The sequence below is a fragment of the Pseudomonas sp. Irchel 3F3 genome (genome assembly GCF_900187545.1).
GTDB lineage: Bacteria > Pseudomonadota > Gammaproteobacteria > Pseudomonadales > Pseudomonadaceae > Aquipseudomonas > Aquipseudomonas fortuita.
Window position 1 is genome coordinate 319,513 of the sequence record NZ_FYDS01000004.1, and the last position, 25,581, is coordinate 345,093.

The 25,581-nt window shown below is 67.1% G+C and carries 4 protein-coding genes; all 4 read left to right on the forward strand.

Annotation, left to right across the window (positions count from 1 at the left end; translation table 11 throughout):
* Nucleotides 1-139 precede the first annotated feature (139 nt).
* Nucleotides 140-20,614, forward strand: coding sequence for a BapA/Bap/LapF family large adhesin (locus tag CKW35_RS10260; RefSeq protein WP_095115835.1), 20,475 nt, complete (start codon nt 140-142; stop codon nt 20,612-20,614).
* Between the two features lie 63 nt (nt 20,615-20,677).
* Nucleotides 20,678-22,114: a TolC family outer membrane protein gene (locus tag CKW35_RS10265; RefSeq protein WP_095115837.1), complete on the forward strand. Its 1,437-nt coding sequence runs from the start codon at nt 20,678-20,680 to the stop codon at nt 22,112-22,114.
* Entirely contained in the window at nt 22,111-24,279 is a 2,169-nt protein-coding gene (locus CKW35_RS10270; RefSeq protein WP_016484934.1) for a type I secretion system permease/ATPase, read from the forward strand. Before CKW35_RS10265 ends, CKW35_RS10270 begins: the two co-directional genes overlap by 4 nt.
* Entirely contained in the window at nt 24,276-25,460 is a 1,185-nt protein-coding gene (locus tag CKW35_RS10275) for an HlyD family type I secretion periplasmic adaptor subunit (protein ID WP_023048372.1), read from the forward strand. Before CKW35_RS10270 ends, CKW35_RS10275 begins: the two co-directional genes overlap by 4 nt.
* Nucleotides 25,461-25,581: the final 121 nt, after the last annotated feature.

A 25,581-nucleotide genomic window follows, 5' to 3' on the forward strand; every position in this document is an offset into this window, starting at 1 on the left:
CCGGCTGCTATATCTCCCTAACCACCCGTTTTTCGACTGCCTGGTCGAGACTGCGCCTAACAACCCTGAAAGGGTGTGTTACGCCGGTTGTGGCCCGAACAGTCGGGCCGGGGGATCCGGATACCAGCAGGGAGCATCCATGGACAACATCGTCGTCGCCGATAAGCAATCCGAAGTCGCCACGCAGAGCGCCTGGGGCAATATCAATCTCAAAGGGCCAGGCGTCGTGCAGATGCCGGTATCTCCCGACAAGGTGGCTACCGTTACCCAGCGCGGGCAGGACCTGATCGTCACCCTCAAGTCGGGTGAAAAGGTCACCATCGGCAACTTCTTCGCCGTGGACCAGGCCGGGGTCGGCAGCGACATGGTCTTCGTCGGCGAAGACGGCACCCTGTGGCATGCCCAGTACGATGCGGCAGCGTTCACCGGCTTTACCTTCGAAGACGTGGCCTCGCTGGACGAACTGGTGGCGGGTATCGGCACCGCCGGCAGTGCCATGCCGACCTGGGCGATTGCCGGGCTCAGCCTGCTCGGCGTGGGCGGCGCAGCGGCAGCGGCAAACAACGGCGGCGGTGGCAGCAGCGGCGGTTCCGACCCCGACACCGCCGCACCGGCCACGCCTATCGACCTGCTGGTGTCGCCGGATGGCCTGCGCCTGAGCGGCCGCGGTGAAGCGGGCACCACGGTTAACATCCGCGATGCCGCTGGCAACCTGATCGGCAGCGGCACCGTGGGTGCCGACGGCAGCTTCAACGTGACGTTGAACCCACCGCAGGTCAACAGCGAGAACCTTGAAGTCACCCTGACCGATGGCGCCGGAAATGTCTCGGCGCCAGGCACCGTCACCGCCCCGGACGCAACCGCGCCACTGGCACCGACCGACCTCGCGATCAATGAACAGGGCGCCAACCTTACCGGTCGCGGCGAACCCGGCGCCACCGTGCAGGTGCGCGATGCCGCCGGCAACCTCATCGGCAGTGGCCTGGTGAACGCCGACGGTACCTTCAGCCTCACCCTTTCGCCCGCCCAGGCCAATGGCGAGGTACTGGACATCCGCCAGGTCGATGCCGCTGGCAACAGTTCGATACCACTGGAATTCACAGCCCCGGACATCACCGCCCCAGGTGCCCCGACCGAGCTGGCCGTCAGCGCGGATGGCACCGTCCTGACCGGCCGTGCCGAACCGGGCAGCACTGTGCGTATCGTGGCTGCCGATGGCACCGAACTGGGCACGGCTGTAGTCGGCCCAACCGGCGTGTTCAGCATCAACCTCAACCCCCCACAGGTTGACGGCGAAGTCCTGCAAGCCACCGCGACCGATGCCGCTGGCAATACATCCGTAGCCAGCGCGGTCACTGCGCCGGATATCGACGGGGGCGACACCACGCCGCCTGAGGCCCCGACCAATCTGGTCATCGGCCTGGCCGGCAGCCAGCTGAGCGGCCGTGGCGAAGCCGGCACCACCGTGCAAGTGCGTGATGCCGCAGGCAACATCATCGCGACGGGTACCGTTGGTGCGGATGGCACCTTCGTCATCGCCCTGGCCCCTGCCGTGAACGACGGCAGTGCCCTGCAAGTGACCCTGACCGACGCTGCTGGCAACGTGTCCCAGCCGGGCTCGGTCACCTCAGCCGACCTGCTGCCGCCGGCTCAACCAACTGACCTGGCCCTGGCCGACGGCGTGACCTTCACCGGTCGCGGCGAACCGGGCGCTACCGTGCAGGTGCGTGATGCCGGTGGCAACCTCATCGGCACGGGTGTAGTCGGCGCCGATGGCCTGTTCAGCTTGACCCTGAACCCTGCTCAGGCCAATGGCGAAGCCTTGGATGTGCGCCTGGTGGATGCCGCCGGCAACACCTCGGCGCCGCTGCAGTTCGATGCCCCGGACATTACCCCACCCGCTGCCGTGAGCAATATCGTGGTCGGCCCTGATGGCCTGGCCCTGAGCGGCCGCGGCGAACCGGGCGCCACTGTCGAGGTGCGCGATGCCAACGGCACCGTGATCGGTACCGCTGTGGTCGGTGCCAACGGCACCTTCCTGATCAACCTCGACCCGGCTGTGCAGCCAGGTGAGCAACTGAGCCTGGTGCAGACCGACCCAAGCGGCAACGCTTCCGTGGCAGTTGAGTACGACGTACCGCTGACCACCGCGCCGGACAGCCCGAGCAATCTGGCCGTCGATGCCGACGGCACCACCCTCACTGGTTCCGCCCCTGCGGGGACGCGCGTGGAGGTGCGTGACGCCAACGGCACCCTGATCGGCAGCGCCATCGCCAATGCCGATGGCACCTTCAGCATCGAGCTGAGCCCGGCCCAGGCCAACGGCGAACTGCTGGATGTGGTCGCCATCGATGACAGTGGCGTTTCCTCGTTGCCCGCACAGATCACCGCGCCGGACATCACCGCGCCGGCCGCACCGACCGAACTGGCCGTCAGCGCTGACGGCAGCGTCATCACCGGCCGTGCCGAACCCGGCAGCACTGTGCGTATCGTTGCTGCCGATGGCACCGAACTGGGCACGGCTGTAGTCGGCCCAACCGGCGTGTTCAGCATCAACCTCAACCCCCCACAGGTTGACGGCGAAGTCCTGCAAGCCACCGCGACCGATGCCGCTGGCAATACATCCGTAGCCAGCGCGGTCACTGCGCCGGATATCGACGGGGGCGACACCACGCCGCCTGAAGCCCCTACCAATCTGGTAATCGGCCTGGCCGGCAGCCAACTGAGCGGCCGTGGCGAAGCGGGCACCACCGTGCAGGTGCGTGACGCAGCGGGTAATCTGCTGGCTACAGGAACCGTCGGCCCGGATGGCACCTTTGTGATGTCCTTGAGCCCTGCCGTGAAAGACGGCAGCGCTCTGCAAGTGACCCTGACCGATGCCGCTGGCAATGTCTCGCCACCCGCTTCGGTCATCTCGCCAGACCTGCAGGCCCCTGCCCAGCCTACCGAGCTGGCCCTGGCTGACGGCGTGACCCTCACCGGTCGCGGCGAACCGGGCGCTACCGTGCAGGTGCGTGATGCCGCAGGCACTCTCATCGGCACTGGCACTGTGGGCGCCGATGGCCTGTTCAGCTTGACCCTGAACCCTGCACAGGCCAACGGCGAAGCCTTGGATGTGCGCCTGGCGGATGCCGCCGGCAACACCTCTGCACCGCTTCAGTTCGATGCCCCGGATATCACGCCACCTGGCGCAGTAAGCAATATCGTGGTCGGCCCTGATGGCCTGGCCCTGAGTGGCCGTGGCGAGCCGGGCGCCACTGTCGAAGTACGCGATGCCAACGGCACCGTGATCGGTACCGGTGTGGTCGGTGCCAACGGCACCTTCCTGATCAACCTCGACCCGGCTGTGCAGCCAGGTGAGCAACTGAGCCTGGTGCAGACCGACCCAAGCGGCAACGCTTCCGTGGCAGTGGAGTACGACGTACCGCTGACCACCGCGCCGACTAGCCCAAGCAACCTGGCCATCGATGCCGACGGCACCACCCTCACTGGTTCCGCCCCTGCGGGGACGCGTGTGGAGGTGCGTGACGCCAACGGCACCCTGATCGGCAGCGCCATCGCCAATGCCGATGGCACCTTCAGCATCGAGCTGAGCCCGGCCCAGGCCAACGGCGAACTGCTGGATGTGGTCGCCATCGATGACAGTGGCGTTTCCTCGTTGCCCGCACAGATCACCGCGCCGGACATCACCGCGCCGGCCGCACCGACCGAACTGGCCGTCAGCGCTGACGGCAGCGTCATCACCGGCCGTGCCGAACCCGGCAGCACTGTGCGGATCGTTGCCGCCGACGGCACCGAACTGGGCACGGCTGTAGTCGGCCCAACCGGCGTGTTCAGCATCAACCTCAACCCCCCACAGGTTGACGGCGAAGTCCTGCAAGCCACCGCGACCGATGCCGCTGGCAATACATCCGTAGCCAGCGCGGTCACTGCGCCGGATATCGACGGGGGCGACACCACGCCGCCTGAAGCCCCGACCAACTTGGTCATCGGCCTGGCCGGCAGCCAGCTGAGCGGCCGTGGCGAAGCCGGCACCACCGTGCAGGTGCGTGACGCAGCGGGTAATCTGCTGGCTACAGGAACCGTCGGCCCGGATGGCACCTTTGTGATGTCCTTGAGCCCTGCCGTGAAAGACGGCAGCGCTCTGCAAGTGACCCTGACCGATGCCGCTGGCAATGTCTCGCCACCCGCTTCGGTCACCTCGCCAGACCTGCAGGCCCCTGCCCAGCCTACCGAGCTGGCCCTGGCTGACGGCGTGACCCTCACCGGTCGCGGCGAACCGGGCGCTACCGTGCAGGTGCGTGATGCCGCAGGCACTCTCATCGGCACTGGCACTGTGGGCGCCGATGGCCTGTTCAGCTTGACCCTGAACCCTGCACAGGCCAACGGCGAAGCCTTGGATGTGCGCCTGGCGGATGCCGCCGGCAACACCTCTGCACCGCTTCAGTTCGATGCCCCGGATATCACGCCACCTGGCGCAGTAAGCAATATCGTGGTCGGCCCTGATGGCCTGGCCCTGAGCGGCCGCGGCGAACCGGGCGCCACCGTCGAGGTGCGCGATGCCAACGGCACCGTGATCGGTTCCGCTGTGGTCGGTGCCAACGGCACCTTCCTGATCAACCTCGACCCGGCTGTGCAGCCAGGTGAGCAACTGAGCCTGGTGCAGACCGACCCAAGCGGCAACGCTTCCGCTGCCCTCGAATACGACGTACCGCTGACCACGGCGCCGACTAGCCCAAGCAACCTGGTCATTGATGCCGACGGCACCACCCTCACCGGCTCCGCCCCTGCGGGTACTCGCGTGGAGGTGCATGACGCCAACGGCACACTGATCGGTAGCGCCATCGCCAATGCCGATGGCACCTTCAGCATCGAGCTGAGCCCGGCCCAGGCCAACGGCGAACTGCTGGATGTGGTCGCCATCGATGACAGTGGCGTTTCCTCGTTGCCCGCACAGATCACCGCGCCGGACATCACCGCGCCGGCCGCACCGACCGAACTGGCCGTCAGCGCTGACGGCAGCGTCATCACCGGCCGTGCCGAACCCGGCAGCACTGTGCGGATCGTTGCCGCCGACGGCACCGAACTGGGTACGGCCGTGGTTGGCCCGACCGGCGTGTTCAGCATCAACCTTGCTCCGCCACAGGTAGACGGTGAAGTCCTGCAAACCACTGCGACTGATGCTGCTGGCAACACGTCCGTGGCCAGCTCCGTCACTGCACCGGATATCGACGGTGTGGATACCACACCGCCTGAAGCCCCGACCAATCTGGTAATCGGCCTGGCCGGCAGCCAACTGAGCGGCCGTGGCGAAGCGGGCACCACAGTGCAAGTGCGTGATGCCGCAGGCAACATCATCGGCACGGGTGTAGTCGGCGCCGATGGCCTGTTCAGCCTGACCCTGAACCCTGCGCAAGCCAACGGCGAAACACTGGACGTACGCCTGGTGGACGCGGCCGGCAACAGTTCGATACCACTGGAATTCACAGCCCCGGACATCACCCCGCCCAATGCCGTAACCGACATCCTGGTCGGTGCGGGTGGCGCGGCCCTGAGCGGTCGTGGCGAACCGGGCGCCACGGTCGAAGTGCGCGATGCCAACGGCAGCGTGATCGGCACTGGCGTAGTCGCTGCCAACGGTACCTTCCTGATCGACCTCAGCCCAGCTGCGCAGCCTGGCGAACAGCTGAGCCTGGTGCAGACTGACGCAAGCGGCAACGCTTCCGTGGCAGTGGAGTACGACGTACCGCTGACCACCGCGCCGGACAGCCCGAGCAATCTGGCCGTCGATGCCGACGGCACCACCCTCACCGGCTCCGCCCCTGCAGGGATGCGCGTGGAGGTTCATGACGCCAATGGCACCCTGATCGGCAGCGCCATCGCCAATGCCGACGGCACCTTCAGCATCGAGCTGAGCCCGGCCCAGGCCAACGGCGAACTGCTGGATGTGGTCGCCATTGATGACAGTGGCGTTTCCTCACTACCTGCGCAGATCACCGCGCCGGACATCACCGCGCCGGCCGCACCGACCGAACTGGCCGTCAGCGCTGACGGCAGCGTCATCACCGGCCGTGCCGAACCGGGCAGCACTGTGCGTATCGTTGCCGCCGATGGCACCGAACTGGGTACGGCCGTGGTCGGCCCGACCGGCGTGTTCAGCATCAACCTCGCGCCGCCACAAGTCGATGGTGAAGTGCTGCAAGCCACCGCAACAGATGCCGCCGGCAACACATCGCCCACCAGCGTGGTTACCGCACCGGACATCGACGGTGTCGATACCACGCCACCGGTAGCCCCGACCGACCTGGTAATCGGCCTGGCCGGTAGCCAGCTGAGCGGGCGCGGCGAGCCTGGCACCACTGTGCAGGTACGCGATGCGGCAGGTACTGTGCTGGCCACCGGCACTGTCGGCGCCGATGGCAGCTTTGCAGTTACCCTGACCCCTGCCGTGAACGACGGCAGCGCCCTGCAAGTGACCCTGACCGATGCCGCTGGCAATGTCTCGCCACCCGCTTCGGTCACCTCGCCAGACCTGCAGGCCCCTGCCCAGCCTACCGAGCTGGCCCTGGCTGACGGCGTGACCTTCACCGGTCGCGGTGAACCGGGCGCTACCGTGCAGGTGCGTGATGCCGGTGGCAACCTCATCGGCACGGGTGTAGTCGGCGCCGATGGTCTGTTCAGCTTGACCCTGAACCCCGCACAGGCCAACGGCGAAGCACTGGACGTACGTCTGGTGGATACCGCCGGCAACAGCTCTGCACCGCTGCAGTTCGATGCACCGGACATCACTCCGCCGACGGCGGTCAGCAACATCGTGGTCGGCAACGGCGGCCTGGCCCTGAGTGGTCGTGGCGAAGCCGGCGCCACTGTCGAAGTGCGTGATGCCAACGGCACCGTAATCGGCACCAGTGTGGTAGCCGCCAACGGCACCTTCCTGATCAACCTCGACCCGGCTGTGCAGCCAGGTGAGCAACTGAGCCTGGTGCAGACCGACCCAAGCGGCAACGCCTCCGAAGCGCTGCAGTTCGAAGTGCCGGTCACCACTGCCCCGGCAAGCCCCAGCGACCTGGTGTTCGCCGAAGACGGCAGCAGCATCAGCGGTACGGCACCTGCCGGCACCCGCGTGGAAGTGCATGATGCCAACGGCACGCTGATTGGCAGTGTCGTGGCGAGCCCCGATGGCAGCTTCACCGTGGCCCTCGACCCGGCCCAGGCCAATGGGGAACTGCTGGACGTGGTGGCCATCGACGATGCTGGCGTAGCGTCCCTGCCAACGCAGGTCACCGCACCGGACATCACCGCACCTGCCGCCCCGAGCGACCTGGCCGTCAACGCTGACGGCACAGTAGTCACCGGCCGTGCCGAACCGGGCAGCACCGTGCGTGTGCTGGCCGCCGATGGCACCACCGTGCTGGGTAGCGTGGTGGTGGGCGCCACGGGCAGCTTCAGCATCACCCTGGACCCGGCACAGGTCGACGGCGAAGTGCTGCAAGTCACCGCCACCGATGCGGCAGGCAACACCTCGACCGCTGGCTCGGTCACCGCGCCAGACATCGACGGGGGCGATACCACGCCACCTGACGCACCGACCAACCTGGTGATCGGCCTCGCCGGCAGCCAGTTGAGCGGGCGTGGCGAGGCCGGCACCACCGTACAGTTACGCGATGCGGCAGGCACTGTGCTGGCAACCGGCACTGTCGGCCCGGATGGCACCTTCGCGGTAACCTTGTCCCCTGCCGTGAACGACGGCAGCACGTTGCAAGTCACCCTCACCGATGCCGCTGGCAACGTCTCGCAACCGGGCTCGGTCGCCTCTCCAGACCTGCAAGCCCCGACACAACCGACCGAACTGGCCCTGGCCGATGGCGTCACCTTCACCGGCCGCGGCGAACCTGGCGCCACGGTGCAGGTGCGCAATAGCGCCGGCAACGTGATTGGTACCGGCCTGGTCAACGCAGACGGCACCTTCAGCGTCACCTTGTTCCCGGCCCAGGCCAATGGCGAGGCGCTGGACGTGCGCTTGGTGGATACCGCTGGCAACAGCTCTGCACCGCTGCAGTTCGATGCACCGGACATCACCCCGCCTGCGGCGGTCAGCAATGTCGTGGTCGGTACCGGTGGCCTGGTGCTCAGCGGTCGCGGCGAGGCCGGTGCCACTGTTGAAGTGCGTGATGCCGGCGGTACCGTCATCGGCACTGCCACGGTCGGCGCCAACGGCACCCTTGTGGTCAATCTCGACCCGGCAGCCCAACCGGGCGCCGCACTGAGCCTGGTACAGACCGACCCGAGCGGCAACGCGTCCGAAGCCTTGCAGTTCGAGGTGCCCGTTACCCCTGCCCCCGCCAGCCCAAGCGACCTGGTAGTGGCCGCGAATGGCACCAGCATCACGGGTGCTGCACCGGCCGGCAGCCGCGTGGAAGTCCACGATGCCAACGGCACGCTGGTGGGCAGTGTGGTAGTGGGCGCTGAAGGCACCTTCACCGTCATCCTCAACCCGGCCCAGGCCAACGGCGAGCTGCTGGATGTGGTCGCCATCGATGGCACAGGTGCATCGTCCCTGCCGGTGCAGATCAGTGCGCCGGATATCACCGCCCCGGCCGCCCCGAGCGAACTTGCGATCAACGCCAACGGTACCGTCGTCACTGGCCGCGCGGAAGCGGGCAGCACCGTGCGCGTGCTGGCCGCCGATGGCACTACCGTGCTGGGTACGGCGGTGGTAGGCGCCACCGGCAGCTTCAGCATCACCCTCAGCCCGGCACAAGTGGACGGTGAAGTGCTGCAAGTCACCGCCACCGACACCGCCGGCAATGCCTCCAGTGCCGGTAGCGTCACGGCCCCAGACATCGACGGTGTCGATACCACGCCACCCCAGGCGCCGACCAACCTGGTCGTCGGCCTGGCCGGTGGCCAACTGAGCGGCCGTGGCGAAGCGGGCGCCAGCGTGCAAGTGCGCGATGCCCAAGGTAACGTGCTGGCCAGCGGTACGGTCAACCCGGATGGCACCTTCCAGGTCAGCCTGGCCCCGCCGGTGAACGATGGCAGTACCCTCCAAGTGGTGCTGACCGATGCCGCCGGCAATGCCTCCACCCCTGGCACGGTGGCCACCCCAGACCTGCAGGCCCCCGCCCAGCCGACCGGCCTGGACCTGGCCGGCGGCATTACCTTGACCGGTAGCGGTGAGCCTGGCGCTACCGTGCAGGTGCGCGACGCCTCGGGCAACGTGATCGGCAGCGGCGTAGTCAACCCGAACGGCAGCTTCAGCGTTACCCTGTCCCCTGCCCAAGCCAATGGCGAGGTCCTCGACATCCGAGTGGTGGACGCCGCGGGTAATGTCTCCACCCCATTGCAGTTCGATGCGCCGGACACCACGCCCCCAGCCGTAGTCGGCAACATCGTGGTCGGTACCGGCGGCCTGACCTTGAGCGGTCGCGGCGAAGCCGGTGCTACCGTTGAAGTACGCGACGTCAATGGCACCGTGATCGGCACTGGCACGGTGACCGCCAACGGCACCTTCCTGCTCGACCTGGACCCGGCCGCGCTGCCGGGCGAGCGCCTGAGCCTGGTGCAGACCGACGCCAGCGGCAACGCGTCTGGGGCCTTGACCTTTGATGTACCGCTGGTGGCCACACCGGCAAGCCCGAGCGACCTGGTAGTCGCTGCGGATGGCACCAGCGTCAGCGGCTCCGCGCCGGTCGGCAGCCGTGTGGAAGTGCAGGATGCCAATGGCGCGGTGGTGGGCAGCATCGTGGTCGGCGCCGAGGGCACCTTCACCGTTGTGCTCAACCCGGCCCAGGCCAACGGCCAATTGCTGGACGTGGTCGCCATCGACAACAACGGGGCTTCGTCACTGCCGGTACAAGTGACCGCGCCGGACATCACCGCACCTGCCGCCCCCAGCGAACTCGCTGTCAGCGCCAATGGCAGCGTGGTGACCGGGCGCGCCGAAGCCGGCAGCACCGTGCGCGTGCTGGCAGCCGACGGCACTACCGTGCTAGGCAGCGTCGTGGTGGGGGCCGGCGGTACGTTCAGCATCGGCCTGACCCCGCCTCAAGTGGCCGGCGAGCAATTGCAGGTAACCGCCACCGATACCGCAGGCAATGCCTCCGCAGCCGGCACCGTCACTGCACCGATCGTTGATAACGGTGGTGATACCACACCGCCAGCGCCTGCCACCCAACTGGTCATCAGCGTCGATGGCCGCACGGTCTCCGGCCGGGGTGAAGCAGGCACCACTGTGGAGGTGCGCAACGACCAGGGCCAGGTGCTGGTGAGCGGCACCGTGCAACCGGATGGCAGCTTCAACTTGCAACTGCCAACCCCGGTGGTGGATGGCTCGTCCCTGCAAGTGACCCTGACCGATGCCGCCGGCAACGTCTCGACACCTAGCCCGCTGACAGCGCCGGACCAGGTGGCACCGCTGCAACCAACCGACCTGGTGCTGAGCAATGGTGACAGCCTGGTCGGCACTGCAGAAGGGGGCGCCCGGGTGGAGGTGAAAGATGCCTTGGGCAACCTGATCGGCAGCGCCATTGCCGGGCCCGATGGCAGCTTCAGCCTGACCCTCGACCCGCCTCAGGCCAATGGCGAAACCCTGTCCATCACTGTGACCGATGCGGCCGGCAACACCTCGGTGCCGCTAAGCTACACGGCGCCAGACATCACCGCACCGGCGATCGTCACCGACGTGGTGGCAGGCGATGGCAGCCTGGCCGTGTCTGGCCGTGGTGAGCCCGGTGCCACAGTGCAAGTGCGTGACACCCAAGGTGTCGTGCTCGGTTCCGGCATCGTGGCGCCCAATGGCACCTTCGTGGTTGACCTGGAGGCACCGCTGGCCGCAGGTGAGAACATCGTCCTGGTGCAGACCGATGCCGCCGGCAATACCTCGGCAGGGGTCAGTGTGACCGTTGCCGATACCCCGCTGCCCGAGAGCCCGAGCGGCGTGCTGGTGGCCGGCGACGGCTCCAGCGTTTCCGGTACCGCACCGGCCGGTACGCAGGTGCAGGTGCGTGACGCACAGGGCAATGTCCTGGGCAGCGTCCAGGCTGGCCAGGATGGCAGCTTCACCATCGGCCTGAGCCCGGCCCAGGCCAATGGCGAGACCCTGGATGTGGTGGCGGTTGATGGCGCTGGCAACAGCTCGCTGCCGACCCAGATCACCGCCCCTGACATCACCCCGCCCAATGAAGCCAGCGAACTGCAACTGAGTGCCGACGGCGGCCTGCTCACCGGCCGCGGCGAACCGGGCACCACCGTGCAGGTCATCAGTGCCGACGGCACTGTGCTGGGCAACGCCCAGGTCGGTAACGATGGTGTGATCAGCGTGGTCCTGAACCCACCGCAGACAGACGGCCAGGAACTGGACGTGGTACTGCGCGACCCCGCTGGCAATACCTCGACCGCCACCATCGTGGCGCCCGATACCGATGGCCCGCTGCAACCCTCGGGGCTGGCCATCGATACCGCTGGCATTCACCTCACCGGCCAAGGCCAGAACGGTTCCATCGTCACCGTGCGTGACGCCGATGGCAACGTGCTGGGCACCGCCACCGTAGGCGCCGACGGCCGCTTCGATGTCACCCTCAATGCACCGCAGCGCAATGGCGAAAGCCTCACAGTCGAAGCCACTGACAACCTGGGCAACAGCGCAGGGCCCGTAGACTTCACTGCACCCGATTCCACCCCTCCGCAAGTGGTCACCACCCCGGCCATCGATGGCACCGGCACCACGGTCACCGGCAACGGCGAACCCGGTGCCACCGTCACCGTGCGCGGGCCGGACGGCAGCGTGCTGGGCAGCACCGTGGTCGGCACTGGCGGCGCATTCGAAATCACGCTCGACACGCCTCAGACCAACGGCCAGGCACTGACCGTGGAGCAACGCGACCCGGCTGGCAACCTGTCAGCGGCGGTCGACTTGCCAGCACCGGATACCCAGGCACCCGATATACCCACCGGCCTGATTCTGGCTGGCGACGGCAGCAGCCTGAGCGGCAGCGGCGAGCCTGGTGCGCAGGTGACCGTGACCGGCGCGGGTGGCGCAGTACTGGGTACCGCAACGGTCCAGCCCGATGGCACCTTCCAGGTGACAATCGACCCGCCACAGCTCAATGGCCAGACGCTGTCTGTCACCCAGGCAGACAATACCGGCAACGACTCGCCCGCCGGTACCGTCACTGCACCTGACCTGGAGGCGCCACTGCCGGCGCAAGGCCTGGGCCTTGACCCTACCGGCACAGTGCTCAGCGGCCAGGGCGAAGCCGGGAGCACCGTCGAGGTTCGCAACGCCGCCGGTGACCTGCTGGGCACCATACCGGTGGCGGCAGACGGCACCTTCGAAGTTCTACTCACCCCCGCCCAGACCAATGGCGAGGTGCTGTCGGTGGTGCTGATCGATGGGGGCGGCAATGCCTCGCCGTCGGCTACTTTTACCGCCGACGACAGCACTGCACCGGCCGCACCGACCGGCCTCACCATCACCCCGGGCGGCAACGCCATCCAGGGTACGGGTGAAGCTGGCTCTACGGTGGAAGTGCGGCTGGCAGACGGCACCGTGGTCGGTACCGTAGTCGTGCCGGCAGGCGGCAACTTCACGGTACCGCTGTCGCCTGCGCAACTGGACGGCCAGGCCCTGAACGTGACCTTGACCGACGCGGCGGGTAATGAGTCCCTGCCCGGCCAGATCACTGCGCCGGACATCACGCCACCGGCTGCGCCCACAGGTGTGCTTGTCAGCGACGACGGCACCACGGTCACCGGTAACGCACCTGGCGCGGACTCGGTCACCGTGAGCGATGGGGCTGGCAATGTGATCACTGTCCCGGTCAACCCGGACGGCAGTTTCAGCGTGCCACTGGATACAGCGCAGAACAACGGCCAGACCGTGACCGTGGTAGTGACCGACGCTGCCGGTAACGACTCGGCACCGGTCTCTGTCACCGCCCCGGACACCACTGATCCACTGCCGGCCACCGGCATTAGCGTGAGCCCGGACGGCGGCACGGTCGGCGGCACCGCCGAACCCGGCAGCACGGTAGAAATCCGCAACCCGGATGACACCGTGCGCGGCACAATCACCGTAGGGCCAGACGGTACCTTCGTGGTGCCGGTCGACCCGCCACTGACAACCGGCGAAACTGTCGCTGTGGTGGTGATCGACCCTGCCGGCAATGAGTCACCCCAGGTGCCAGTAGCAGGCCCGACTGGCACGGAAGTGGCCACACCGTCGGCCCTTGCCATCAGCGCCGACGGCTTCCTGCTGACCGGCCAAGGTACAGTCGGCTCGCTGATTACCGTGACCTCCGGGGGCACTACCCTGGGCACCGCCACGGTCGGCAGCGACGGCACCTTCCGGGTGTTCTTCCAGAACGCCCAGCTCAATGCCCAGACCTTGCAAGTCAGTGCCAAGGCTACTGTCGACGGCCAGCCTTCGGTGCCGGCCATCGTGGTGGCCAATGACACCACGGCACCGAACGCGCCGGCCCAGGTAACCCTCAACGCCACCGGCAGCACACTGACCGGCCAGGGCGAAGTGGGCGCAACCGTGCGCGTGACAGACGCTCAAGGCACGCTGCTGGGGACTGCTACCGTCGGCAGCAATGGCCTGTTCAGCGTCAGTTTCTCGCCGGCCGTGGCCAATGGGCAGAACCTGATCGTGACCCAGGCCGATGCTGCGGGTAACGTTTCGCTCGCGGCCACGCTGCAAGCACCTGACCTGCAAGCACCGCTGGCGGCCAGCAACCTCAGCCTCAACAGCGCGGCCACCGTGCTCAGCGGCCAGGGTGAAGCCGGCGCCAGCGTCACCGTCCGCGACGCCAGTGGCGCCATCCTGGCCACCGGCACCGTCAACCAGAGCGGCCAGTTCCAGATCACCCTGCCCAGCGCGCAAACCACCGGCAGCCCGCTGCAAATCACCCTCAGCGATGCTGCCGGCAACGTCTCCGGCCCGGCCAGCCTGGCCACGCCCGACCGCACGCCACCCGCCGCCATCACCAATCCGCTATTGAGCCAGGACGGCCGCCAGCTGTCCGGCAGCGGTGAAGTGGGCGCTACCGTGCAGGTGCGCAACGCCGCCGGCACCGTGCTGGGCACCGCCACCGTGGGCGCCGACGGCCGCTTCACGGTGACCTTCGACACCCCGCAAGCCAATGGCCAGGCCATCGGCGTCACGCAGGTGGATGCCGCCGGCAACACGTCGCCAGCCATCAACGTGTCGACCCCGGACCTGACCCCACCCGCGCCGCTGACCAATGTGGTGCTGAACAACAACGGCCTGACCCTGACCGGCTTGGGCGAAGCCGGCGCCACAGTCACCGTGCGCGGTCCGGACGGCACCATCATCGGCAGCGGCCTGGTGGCGGCCAATGGCAGCTTTACCCTGACCCTGAACAGCGCCCAGCTCAACGCCCAGCACCTGAACGTTACGCAGACCGATGCGGGCAACAACACCTCAACCGCCGTGGCGGTCACTGCGCCGGACTTCACCCCGCCTGCGGCACCGACCACACTCGCCCTGTCCGGTACCGGGCTGCAACTGACCGGGAACGCCGAAGCCGGCAGCACCGTGACCGTACGCGATGCCAGCGGCAACGTGTTGGGCACGGCGGTGGCCGGCAGCAACGGCACCTTCCAGGTCACCCTGAACAGCGCCCAGACCAATGGCCAGACGCTGCAGGTGACCGCCACCGACGCCGCCGGCAACGTGTCGCCGGCCGCGCCTTACAGCGCAGCCGACACCACGCCGCCAGCGGCCGTGACCAATCTGGCGGTCTCCGCCAATGGCGCGACCCTGACAGGCAATGGCGAAGCAGGCGCAACAGTCACTGTGCGGGCACCCGACAATACCGTGCTGGGCACCGCCACGGTCGGGGCCGACGGCCACTTCAGCGTGGCCCTGTCGCCGGCCGCGATCACCGGTGAAAGCCTGAGCGTGATTCAGGCGGATGCCGCACAGAATGTCTCCCCTGCGCAAAACGTCACCGCGCCGGGTGTTCTGGCACCGGCAACCCCGGACAACCTGGTCCTGGCCGCTGACGGCCTGTCGGTGACCGGCACCGCAGCGGCGGGCAGCACAGTCAAGGTGTATGGCCCCAATGGCGTCTTGCTGGGCAGCAGCCCGGTCGCCAACGACGGTACCTTCACTGTCAACCTGGGCAGTGCACAGGCCAATGGTGAAGTGCTGCAGGTCAGCGCAACGGGCACCGATGGCAGCGTATCGCTGCCTGCCACCTTGCAGGCACCGGACACCACGGCACCGCAACCACTGACCAACCTGGTGCTGTCCAACGACGGCCTTGTCCTCAGTGGCCGCGGCGAGGCAGGTGCCACCGTTACCGTGCTAGGCGAAGGCGGTATCGAGCTGGGTACTGCCGTGGTCGATGCCAGTGGCAACTTCAGCGTCAACCTGAGCGCGCCGCAGATCAATGGCGAACAGCTCAACGCGAGCCAGTCCGATGTGGCCGGCAACGAGTCCAACAGCGTCAGCTTGATCGCCCCTGACCGCGTCGCCCCGGATGCTGCCGGCAACCTGGCCTTCGCAGGGGGCGGCAGCTTGCTGAACGGTACCGGCGAAGCAGGTGCCGGCGTGCGCGTGCTCGCCGCCGACGGTTCGGTGCTGGGCAGTGCAACGGTGCGCGCGGACGGCACCTTCCAGGTCAACCTTGCATCGCCTCAGGCAAACGGCCAGCAAGTGCAAGTGGTACTGACCGATGCGGCTGGCAACCAGTCCGCCGCCAGCGCCATTACCGCACCCGATACCACGCCGCCAACGGCACCAGCCGAACTGGCCGTTTCCGGGGATGGCGTCACCCTCACCGGCCGCGGCGAAGTTGGCGCGCTGGTGACCGTGACCAACCCGGCCGGCGACGAAATCGGCAGCGCCACCGTCGATGCCAGCGGCCACTTCACCATCACCCTGAACCCGGCACTGGGCAACGCCGAGCTGCTTAGCTTTACCCAGGCCGACGCAGCCGGCAACGTGTCGGCAGTGGCAACCCTGCAAACCCCGGACTTCACCCCACCCGCCCCGCTCACCCAAGTGGTGATCAACGCAGACGGCAGCGTTGTCAGCGGCCTGGGCGAAGCCGGCGCGACGGTCATCGTAAGCAATGCCGCCGGCACGGTGCTGGGTACTGGCACGGTGCTCGCCGATGGCAGCTTCCGTGTCGAACTTACGCCTGCGCAAATCAACAACCAGTTGCTGTCGGTACTGCAGGCCGACCCACCCGGCAACGTCAGCCTGCCGGTCAGCGTACTGGCGCCGGACCACACGCCGCCTGCTGCGGCAACCGAGCTACGGCTCAATGCGGCGGGTGACGAACTGGGCGGTGTCGGCGAAGCAGGCGCCACGGTGCGGGTCTACGTTGGCACCACGCAGGTCGGTACCGGTACGGTGGGAGCCAGCGGCACCTTCGTGGTCGAGCTGGATACCGCAAAACTCAATGGCCAAGTGCTGCAAGTGACCCTGACCGATGGTGCCGGTAACATCTCGCCAATCAGTTCGGTCACGGCTGTGGACACCACGCCACCGGCCACCGTGATCGCCACCATCAACGACAGCGGCACCCAGGTGATCGGTACCGCCGAAGCCGGCACCCGCGTCACCGTGGTCAACAACAACGGCGACCTGCTGGGCCAGGTGACGGTCGATCCGGACGACACCTTTGTCCTCAACCTGAACAACCCGCAGATCAACGGTGAAGTCCTCACCGTCATCGCCCAGGACGCCACGGGCAACCCGTCGGCGCCCCTGCAGGTGAACGCGCCAGACCTTACGCCGCCAGTGCAACCCGATAACCTGTTGCTCAACCCGGCAGGTACGTCGATGACCGGTACGGCAGAAGCCGGCACCACCATCACGGTGCGTGACCCGAACAACAACGTCGTAGGCACCGTGGAAGTGGGTGCAAACGGCCAGTTCACCGTGCCGATCAACCCGCCGCAGAACAACGGCCAGTTGCTCACAGTGGTGTCCACGGACGATGCCGGCAACGCCTCGGTGGTTGTGCCCTATCAGACCAACGACACCTCACCGCCTGGGGTGGTCACCGACATGGCCATCAACAACACGTTCAACGTGCTGACCGGCAAGGGCGAGCCGAATGCCACCGTCACCATCAGCCGCGGCGGATTGGTTATCGGCACGGGTACGGTAGATGCCGCGGGTAACTTCCAGATAACCCTGGTGCCGGCGGCGGGCTCGCTCGCCACCTTGGCAGTGACGCAATCCGACGGCATCAATACCTCTGCGGTCGCCACGTACATCACACCACTGATCGCGCCACCAGTGCCCCCCACCAATGTGACGCTGGGCAGCGACGGGCTGACCTTGGCCGGTAATGCGCCAAGTGGCGTGGGCATTCGGGTCTACGATGCCGCAGGCAACCTGATCGGCACAGGCGGCGCTACCCTGAACGGCACCTTTACCCTGACGCTGAACACAGCGCAGCTCAACGGCCAGCATATTTCGGTGACAGCTGTAGCACTGGTAGGCGGTGAATCGCAGCCAACCTTCCTGCAAGCCGCCGACATCACACCACCGGCCAACCCGCTGGTGACCGGGCTGTCTCTGAACGGCCTGGTGCTGACCGGTACCGGTGAAGCCGGCGCCACGGTGACCGTGCGCGACGCCAGCAACAACGTGCTCGGCACGGCGGTGGTGAATGGCGGTGGCGTGTTCACCGTCAACCTGAACGCCGCACAGCTCAACGGCCAGGTACTGGGCGTGAGCCAGGCCGACGCTGCGGGTAATGTGTCCGGCAGTACCAGCTACACCGCCACGGACGTGCAACCACCTGCAACACCGACCAACGTCACCATCAACGGCGCGGGTACCGTGCTCACCGGTAACGGTGAAGCGGGCGCCACCGTGACGGTGCAAGGCCCGAACGGCCAGGTCGGTACCGGTGTGGTGCAAGCCGACGGCACCTTCACCATCACCCTGACCTCGCCACAGAACGACGGGCAACTGCTGGTGGTGCGCCAGGCCGATGCTGCCGGCAACCTGTCCGGTAGCACCAGCCTGACCGCGCCCGACACCACCCCGCCAGCCGCCCCGCTGGCCACCATCAACGCCAACGGCACCTCGGTCAGCGGTTCTGGCCAGATCGGCAGCACGGTCACCGTGCGCAACAGCGCCGGCACCGTGCTGGGGACAGCAACGGTGGGCAGCAACGGCCTGTTCGTGGTCAGCCTGACTGCGGCGCAGATCGACAACCAGGCGCTCAGCGTCACCCTCACCGACAGCGCCGGCAACGTCTCCACCGGCACTACGCTGACCGCACCAGACCTGACCCCACCTGCGGCTGCCGGCAACCTGCTGATCAGTGCCGACGGCGGTACCCTGACCGGTACTGGCGAAGTGGGCGCCACCGTGACCGTGCGCAGCGCCAACGGTACCGTGCTGCAAACCGCGACGGTGCAGCCGGGCGGCACCTTTACCGTGACCCTGAGCCCGCCTCAGGACAACGGCCAGATCCTCTCGGTGACCCTCAGCGACCCGCGCGGCAACGTGTCGGGCAACGTCAACGTCACCGCGCCGGATGTGGATGCCAACGCGCCGGTCATCGCCAGCGACAACCTGGCCACGGCCACGGTCAACCTGGCAGCGGTCAGTGCCACCAAGACCTACACCGACAGCTTCACCACGCTGCTGTCGGGCTTCTCCAAGACCTACACCTGGACGGTGGCGGCAGGCACCACGGCCGACCCGACCCTGACACTGACCACCAACAGCGTGCTGGCACTGCTCAACAACACCAGCTTCACCCTGCAGGTAAAAGACGCCAGCGGCGCCTGGGTGACCCTCGCCACCGGCAACACGCAGGGCCTGCTCGACCTGATCGTGCTGCCGATCGGCTTGCAGGTGGACATCGGCGTGCTGCAAGCCGGTGACTACCGGTTGACCGTGGGCAGTGGCGGCATCGGCCTGGTCACCAACGTGAGCACCGCGCTGGACATCACCTCCACCAGCCTGACCCAGTTCACCGGCACCGGCACTGCCACCACCGGCAACGTCATCACCGACGTGGGCACCGATGGCGCGGTGGATGCCCGCGGCCCGGACAGCGCCGCCGTGCTGCAAGTGCTGAAAAACGGCAGTTATGTCTCGGCCGGTACATCGACCACGGTTCAGGGCCAGTACGGCACCCTGGTGATCAGTGCGGATGGCAGCTACACCTACACCCCGAACGGCAGCCCGAACAGTGTCGGCAAGGTGGATGTGTTCAGCTACCAGCTGGTGCACCCGAACGGCCTGTCCGACACCGCCAACCTGTACGTACGCATCGACAGCCCGCAAGCCACGGAGGTCTGGAGCAACACCAACTACGCTGCACCGGCCACGGTGGTCGACGCGGTCAACGATGTCGGGACCAGCCATGTCACCCTGGCCAACCGTGTTGACACCAGCAGCAGTGCGCTGGGCTCGCTGAGCCTGCCGGTGATCGGTACCCGCCAGGCCACCTACACCACCACGGTTGCCGCCGATACCACGGCCAACCTGCAGGTGGTGGTCAACTCCGCCAACCTGTTGAGCCTGCTCAACGGCACCACCATCGAACTGCTCAAGCTCAACCCGGCCACCGGCCAGTACGTACTGGTGCAGTCGGTACCGGGGGGGTCGCTGATCAGCCTGCTCGGTGGCGGCGCGGGCTATACCTTCCAGAACCAGGGGGCCGGCACCTACCACGTACGTGTCACCGCCGGCGGCATCGGCCTGCTCAGCTCCATCACCACCAGCCTCAACGCCACCACCACGCACCTGACCGAGTTCGTGGTCAGCGGCGCAACGGCAGCCACCGGCAACCTGCTGAGTGACGACAACGTCGGTTCGGCACTGACCGTGCTGAGCGTGCTGACAGCGGCCAACACCTACACCATCCCGGGCTACAACGGGGTGAGTGTGGCCGGCACCTACGGCACGCTGCTGGTGCATGCCGACGGCAGCTACACCTACACCCTCAACCCAGGGCTTACCTCGGCGGTGGTCGGCCAGCACGACACCTTCACCTACGAGCTGACCCACCCGAACGGCACCACCGACACCGCCACGCTGACCGTCAACCTGGACAATGCTGCCGGCCTCACCACCTTCACTTCGCTGCAGGCCGACACCGGTGACGAGGCGGTAGCGCTGGCCAGCCTGGCAGCCGCCACCGATGTCATCGCCGGCACCGACGGCAACGACCACCTCGATGGCAGCCAGGGTGGCCACATCACCCTGCAGGGTGGTGCGGGTAACGACACGCTGGTGGTGGTCGACCAGAACTTCGCCAGCGTCGAGGGCGGCACAGGTACCGACACCCTGCTGTGGGGCGGCGGCGATGCCAGCATCGACCTGGGCAACCTGGCCGGGCGCGTGCACGACATCGAAGTCATCGACCTCAACGACACCAGTTCGGTGGCGCTGACGCTCAACCTGGCGGACGTGGTGGCAATCACCGAAACCGGCACCGACACACTCATCATCAAAGGGGACAACAAAGACTCGGTTCACATGACGGACAACTGGACGCTGGTCGGGAACCAAACTGCCGACGGTATCGACTATAACCAATACACGGCCCAGGAGGATCCAAGCCATCACCTGTGGGTACAGAACGGTATCCATGTGGTCTGAGGCCGCTGCAAACCCGCCGGGCAAATGCCCGGCGGCAAGGACGACCAGCAGTAAGGGAACTATGTGAAGCGAAGCAGTCCGCTGTCACCGCTGTTGCTGGGAGCCTTCGGGCTCCTGGCCCTGAACTTCCACCCGGTTGCCCTGGCAGCCGATGACATAGACCCCCAACTGCGCCAGATCGGGCCATCGCTGCTACGCGATGCGCCCGAAGCAGTGCCCGCACGCCCCGCCACCGGCATGGCCCCGGTCGCCAGTGGCGAGCGGCTGGGGCTGACCGACGCGGTGCTGCAGGCCGCTCAATGGCACCCCAGCATCGCCGAGGCCATCGGCAACCTCTATAAGCAGGGCGAAGGCATCAACGTCGCCCGCGCCGGGTATTACCCGCAGATTTCCGGCGGTATCCGCACCGGTTATGACACCGGTTATGGCGGCGACCGCAACAGCCAGGCGCTGAACCTGTCGCTCAAGCAGATGCTCTACGACTTCGGCAAGGTCGACAGCGCCGTCAGCGCGGCACAAGCTGCTGCCGCCCGCGCCCAGGCCAATATCCTGCTGGTGGTCGACGACCTGGCCCGCGACACGGCTTATGCCTGGATCGAAACCCGCCGCTACGAGCAACTGATGACCATCGCCCGCGACCAGATTCGCGGGGTCGGTGACATTGCCGGCATGGCCCGCCAACGCAGCGACATGGGCGCCAGCACCCGTTCCGACGTGGTGCAGGCCGAGTCCCGTGTGGAAAGCGCCCGCGCCACGCTGGAGGAATACCAGTCGCAGTACGAGCGCTGGCGCTCGACCCTGGCGGCACTGATGGGGCGCATCACTCCACCGGCGCTGGCCGAGGATTCGCCAGCAGCGCTGAACCAGGCCTGCAAGCGGCCCTCGCAAGGCGATGACCGCCTGCCTGCCGTGCTCATGGCCCTGGCCCAGCGCGCCCAGGGCCAGGCCGAGCTGGCCCAGGCCAAGGCCGAGGCCTACCCGACACTGTCGTTGCAACCACAGGTCAACCACTACCTGGACAACGACTACAACCGCGACAACTCACGGATGGACCGCACCCAGGCAGGCATCTACCTGAACGTCGAGGTACCTATCTATCAAGGGGGTGCCATCAGCGCCCGCAGCCGCGCTGCCGGCCACGCCCTGACCGCCGCCGACTCCGCCGAAGACGCGGCCCGCCTGCAAGCCCGTCGTGGCCTGGCCGAGGCCATGGCACAAACCTCCGGGCTAGACCGCCGGCTGACTTCGCTGGAAGCCCGCCAGGTCAGCATTCAGGAAGCACGCATGCTTTACGGGCGCCAGTACCTGGACCTGGGCACGCGGCCCCTGCTCGACCTGCTCAACGCCGAGCAGGAGATCTACCAGTCACGCTTCGAACTCGCCGGCACCCGCTCCGACCTGCTGCGCCTGGATGTCGACTGCCTGTACAACACCGGCGCCCTGCGCACGGCCTTTGGCCTTGAGGGGCGCAACCTGCAAGGGGTGGAGATCCAGCCATGACCGATTCGATCAATGTGACCCTGCCTGAACAGCCCACTGCCCCCGCGGCCGAAGCGCCTCATCGACCGGACCTTGGACCGTGGCTGGAAGTGATGCTGCAGGTGGCGCACCACTACCGCCTGGACGTGTCGCCCCAGCGTATTCGCCTGGCCGCCGTCGAGGACGCCCGCCCGCTGGATGAAATCCTTCGCCACATGGCGCGCCAGGCCGGCCTGGCCCTGCGCTTCGTGCGCTTCGACGCCAAGGGCTTGCGACAGTGGCGTACACCGCTGGTACTGGAACTGGATGATGGCCAGTTGGCGGTGGTCGAGTCGGTCACCGAAGAGGACGACCTGGCGGTGGTGTTTGCCGGTGACCAGGGCCTGACCTCTCGCCTGCCCCGCGACAGCCTCAAGGGCCGCATCAACCGCGTTGCGCTGCTGCGCCCGGCACGGCCGCTGCGCGATGTGCGCACCGATGACTACACCGCACCCTACGACCGCCACTGGTTTGCCCGCATCGTGCTGCGCGACCTGCGCCCGTATGGGCAGGTGATGGTCGCCTCGCTGGTAGCCAACGTCTTGGCCCTCGCGGGGGTTTTGTTCTCGATGCAGGTGTACGACCGGGTGATCCCGGCCGAGTCGCTGCCCACCCTGTACGTGCTGTTCGGGGGGGTAGTGCTGGCGCTGGTGTTCGACTTCAGCATGCGCCTGCTGCGGCTGAAGGTGACCGACCTGCTGGGCAAACGCGCCGACCTGCGGGTGAGCGACCTGGTCTACGGGCATGCCTTGCGCCTGCGCAACTCGGTGCGCCCTAAGTCCACCGGGTCGTTCATCTCGCAACTGCGCGAGCTGGAATCGATCCGCGACCTGATCACTTCCAGCACCGCCACGGCGCTGGCCGACCTGCCGTTCTTCCTGTTGTTCCTGTTCGTGTTCTGGCTGATCGGCGGCGTGCTGGTGTTCATCCCGCTGGTCGCATTGCTGGCCATGGTGGTGCCTGGGGTACTGGCCCAACGGCGCCTGGCGCGGCTGGCCAATGCCTCCATGCGCGAGTCGGCGCTGCGCAACGCCATGCTGGTAGAAAGCATCCAGGGCCTGGACGAAATCAAGGCACTGCAGGCCGAAGCACGCTTCGAACGGCAGTGGAACCAGTACAACGCCGCCTGCGCCCATACCAACCTGCGCCTGCGCACCCTCACCAACGGCCTGGTGACCTGGACCCAGAACGTGCAGGGCGCGGTGTTTGCTGTGGTCATCGTGGTCGGCGCACCGATGGTCATCGCCGGCGACCTTACGACCGGTAGCCTGGTGGCGGCGTCGATGCTGTCGTCACGGATGATGGCGCCGCTGGCGCAACTGACCCATGTGCTGACCCGCTGGCAGCAGGCCAAGGTGGCCCTGCAAGGGCTGGACAAGCTGATGCAGTCACCGGTCGACCACCCCGAAGGCGAAGCCCGCGTACACCTGCCGGCGATTCGTGGCGAGTACCGCCTGCGCCAGGCCAACTTCCGCTACAGCGAGGAGTCCCCGCCAGTGCTGAACATCGGCCAGCTGGATATCCAGCCGGGCGAGCGCATTGCCGTGCTCGGGCGCAACGGCGCCGGCAAGTCGACCCTGCTGCAAGCGCTGGGAGGGGCCATGGACCTGGTGCAAGGCGAGGTCAGCCTGGACGGCATCGCCATGGGCCACCTCGACCCTGCCGACCTGCGCCGTGACGTGGGCCTGCTGCCACAGTACGCGCGCTTGTTCCACGGCACCCTGCGGGAAAACCTCACCCTCGGTGCCGGCCAGGCCAGCGACCAGGAACTGGTGGCCGCACTGGCTGCCACGGGCGCGCTGGACTTCGTCCGCCGCCTGCCCAAGGGCATGGACCACCTGATCCTGGAAGGCGGCCTGGGCTTGTCTGGCGGCCAACGCCAGGCCCTGGTGCTGTCGCGCCTGCTGGTGCGCCAGCCGCAAGTGTTGCTGCTGGACGAGCCGACTGCGTCGCTGGACGACATGACCGAGCGCAAGCTGCTGGATAACCTCGAACGCTTCTGCCAGGGCCGCACCCTGGTGATCGCCACCCACCGCCTGAGCGTGCTGCAACGGGTCGACCGCATCCTGGTGCTGGACGGCGGGCGCATCGTCATCGATGACACCCGCGATGCTGCGCTGGCCAAACTGCAAGGAGCCCAGGCATGAGCAACCATGAACTCCCGGCCTCCTACCTGGATGGGCAGGACGACCAGGCGGTGTTCCGCGCCGGCCGCATCATCACCATCTGTGCCTTGATGCTGGCCGCATTCCTGGCCTGGGCCGCCTGGTTCGAGGTGACCGAAGTGTCCACCGGCACCGGCAAGGTGATCCCCAGTTCGCGGGAGCAGGTGATCCAGTCGTTCGAGGGCGGCATCGTCGCGCAGATGAGCGTGGCCGAAGGCGACCTGGTCGAGCGCGGACAGGTGCTGGCCCAGCTCGACCCGACCAAGACCGCCTCCAGTGTCGGCGAGAGCGAAGCCAAGTACCGCGCTGCCAAGGCCAGCCAGGCCCGCTTGCAGGCAGAGGTCACTGGCAGGCCGCTGACTTTCCCGGACAGCCTGCGCGACTCACCCGACCTGATCGACGCCGAAACCGCGTTGTACCAGACCCGCCGCCGCGGCCTGGAGCAGACCCTGGCGGGTATCCAGGACTCGCTGCAACTGGTGCGCAGCGAGCTGAAGATCACCGAGAACCTGGCAAAGATGGGCGCCTCCAGCCGGGTCGAAGTGATCCGCCTGAACCGCCAGCGTTCAGAGCTGGAGCTCAAGGCCAACGAAGCCCGCTCCGACTACCTGGTGCGTGCCCGGGAAGAACTGGCCAAAGCCAGCGCCGAGGCCGACAGCCTGTCAGAAGTGGTCCGCGGGCGCAGCGACTCGCTTACCCGCCTGACCTTGCGCTCACCGGTGCGTGGCATCGTCAAGGACATTGAGGTCAACACCCTGGGCGGCGTGGTGCAGCCCGGTGGCCAGGTCATGAAGATCGTGCCGATGGACGAACGCCTGCTGATCGAAACCCGCATCGCCCCGCGCGATATCGCGTTCATCCACCCCGACCAGGCGGCCAAGGTCAAGATCAGTGCCTATGACTATTCGGTGTATGGCGGACTGGATGGCAAGGTGGTGGGGATTTCGCCGGATACCCTGCAGGATGAGGTGAAACCGGAAATCTACTACTACAGGGTGTTCATCCGCACCGAGCAGGACAGCCTGCAGAACAAGGCCGGCAAGCACTTCGCGATCGTGCCGGGGATGATTGCCACGGTGGATATCCGCACCGGCGAGAAGACCATCCTCGATTACCTGATCAAGCCGCTGAACCGGGCCAAGGAGGCACTGCGCGAACGCTGATCCAGGCGTTTACACACATCACCTGTGGGAGCGGGCATGCCCGCGAACACCGGCGGAGCCGGTGCCATGTACCGCGTCGCACGCTTCGCGGGCATGCCCGCTCCCACAGGGTCCCAAGCAT

Coding starts and splice junctions, on each gene's coding strand:
- CKW35_RS10270 (WP_016484934.1), top strand. CDS start 22,111: ATGACCGATTCGATCAATGTGACCCTGCCTGAACAGCCCACTGCCCCC.
- CKW35_RS10260 (WP_095115835.1), top strand. CDS start 140: ATGGACAACATCGTCGTCGCCGATAAGCAATCCGAAGTCGCCACGCAG.
- CKW35_RS10275 (WP_023048372.1), top strand. CDS start 24,276: ATGAGCAACCATGAACTCCCGGCCTCCTACCTGGATGGGCAGGACGAC.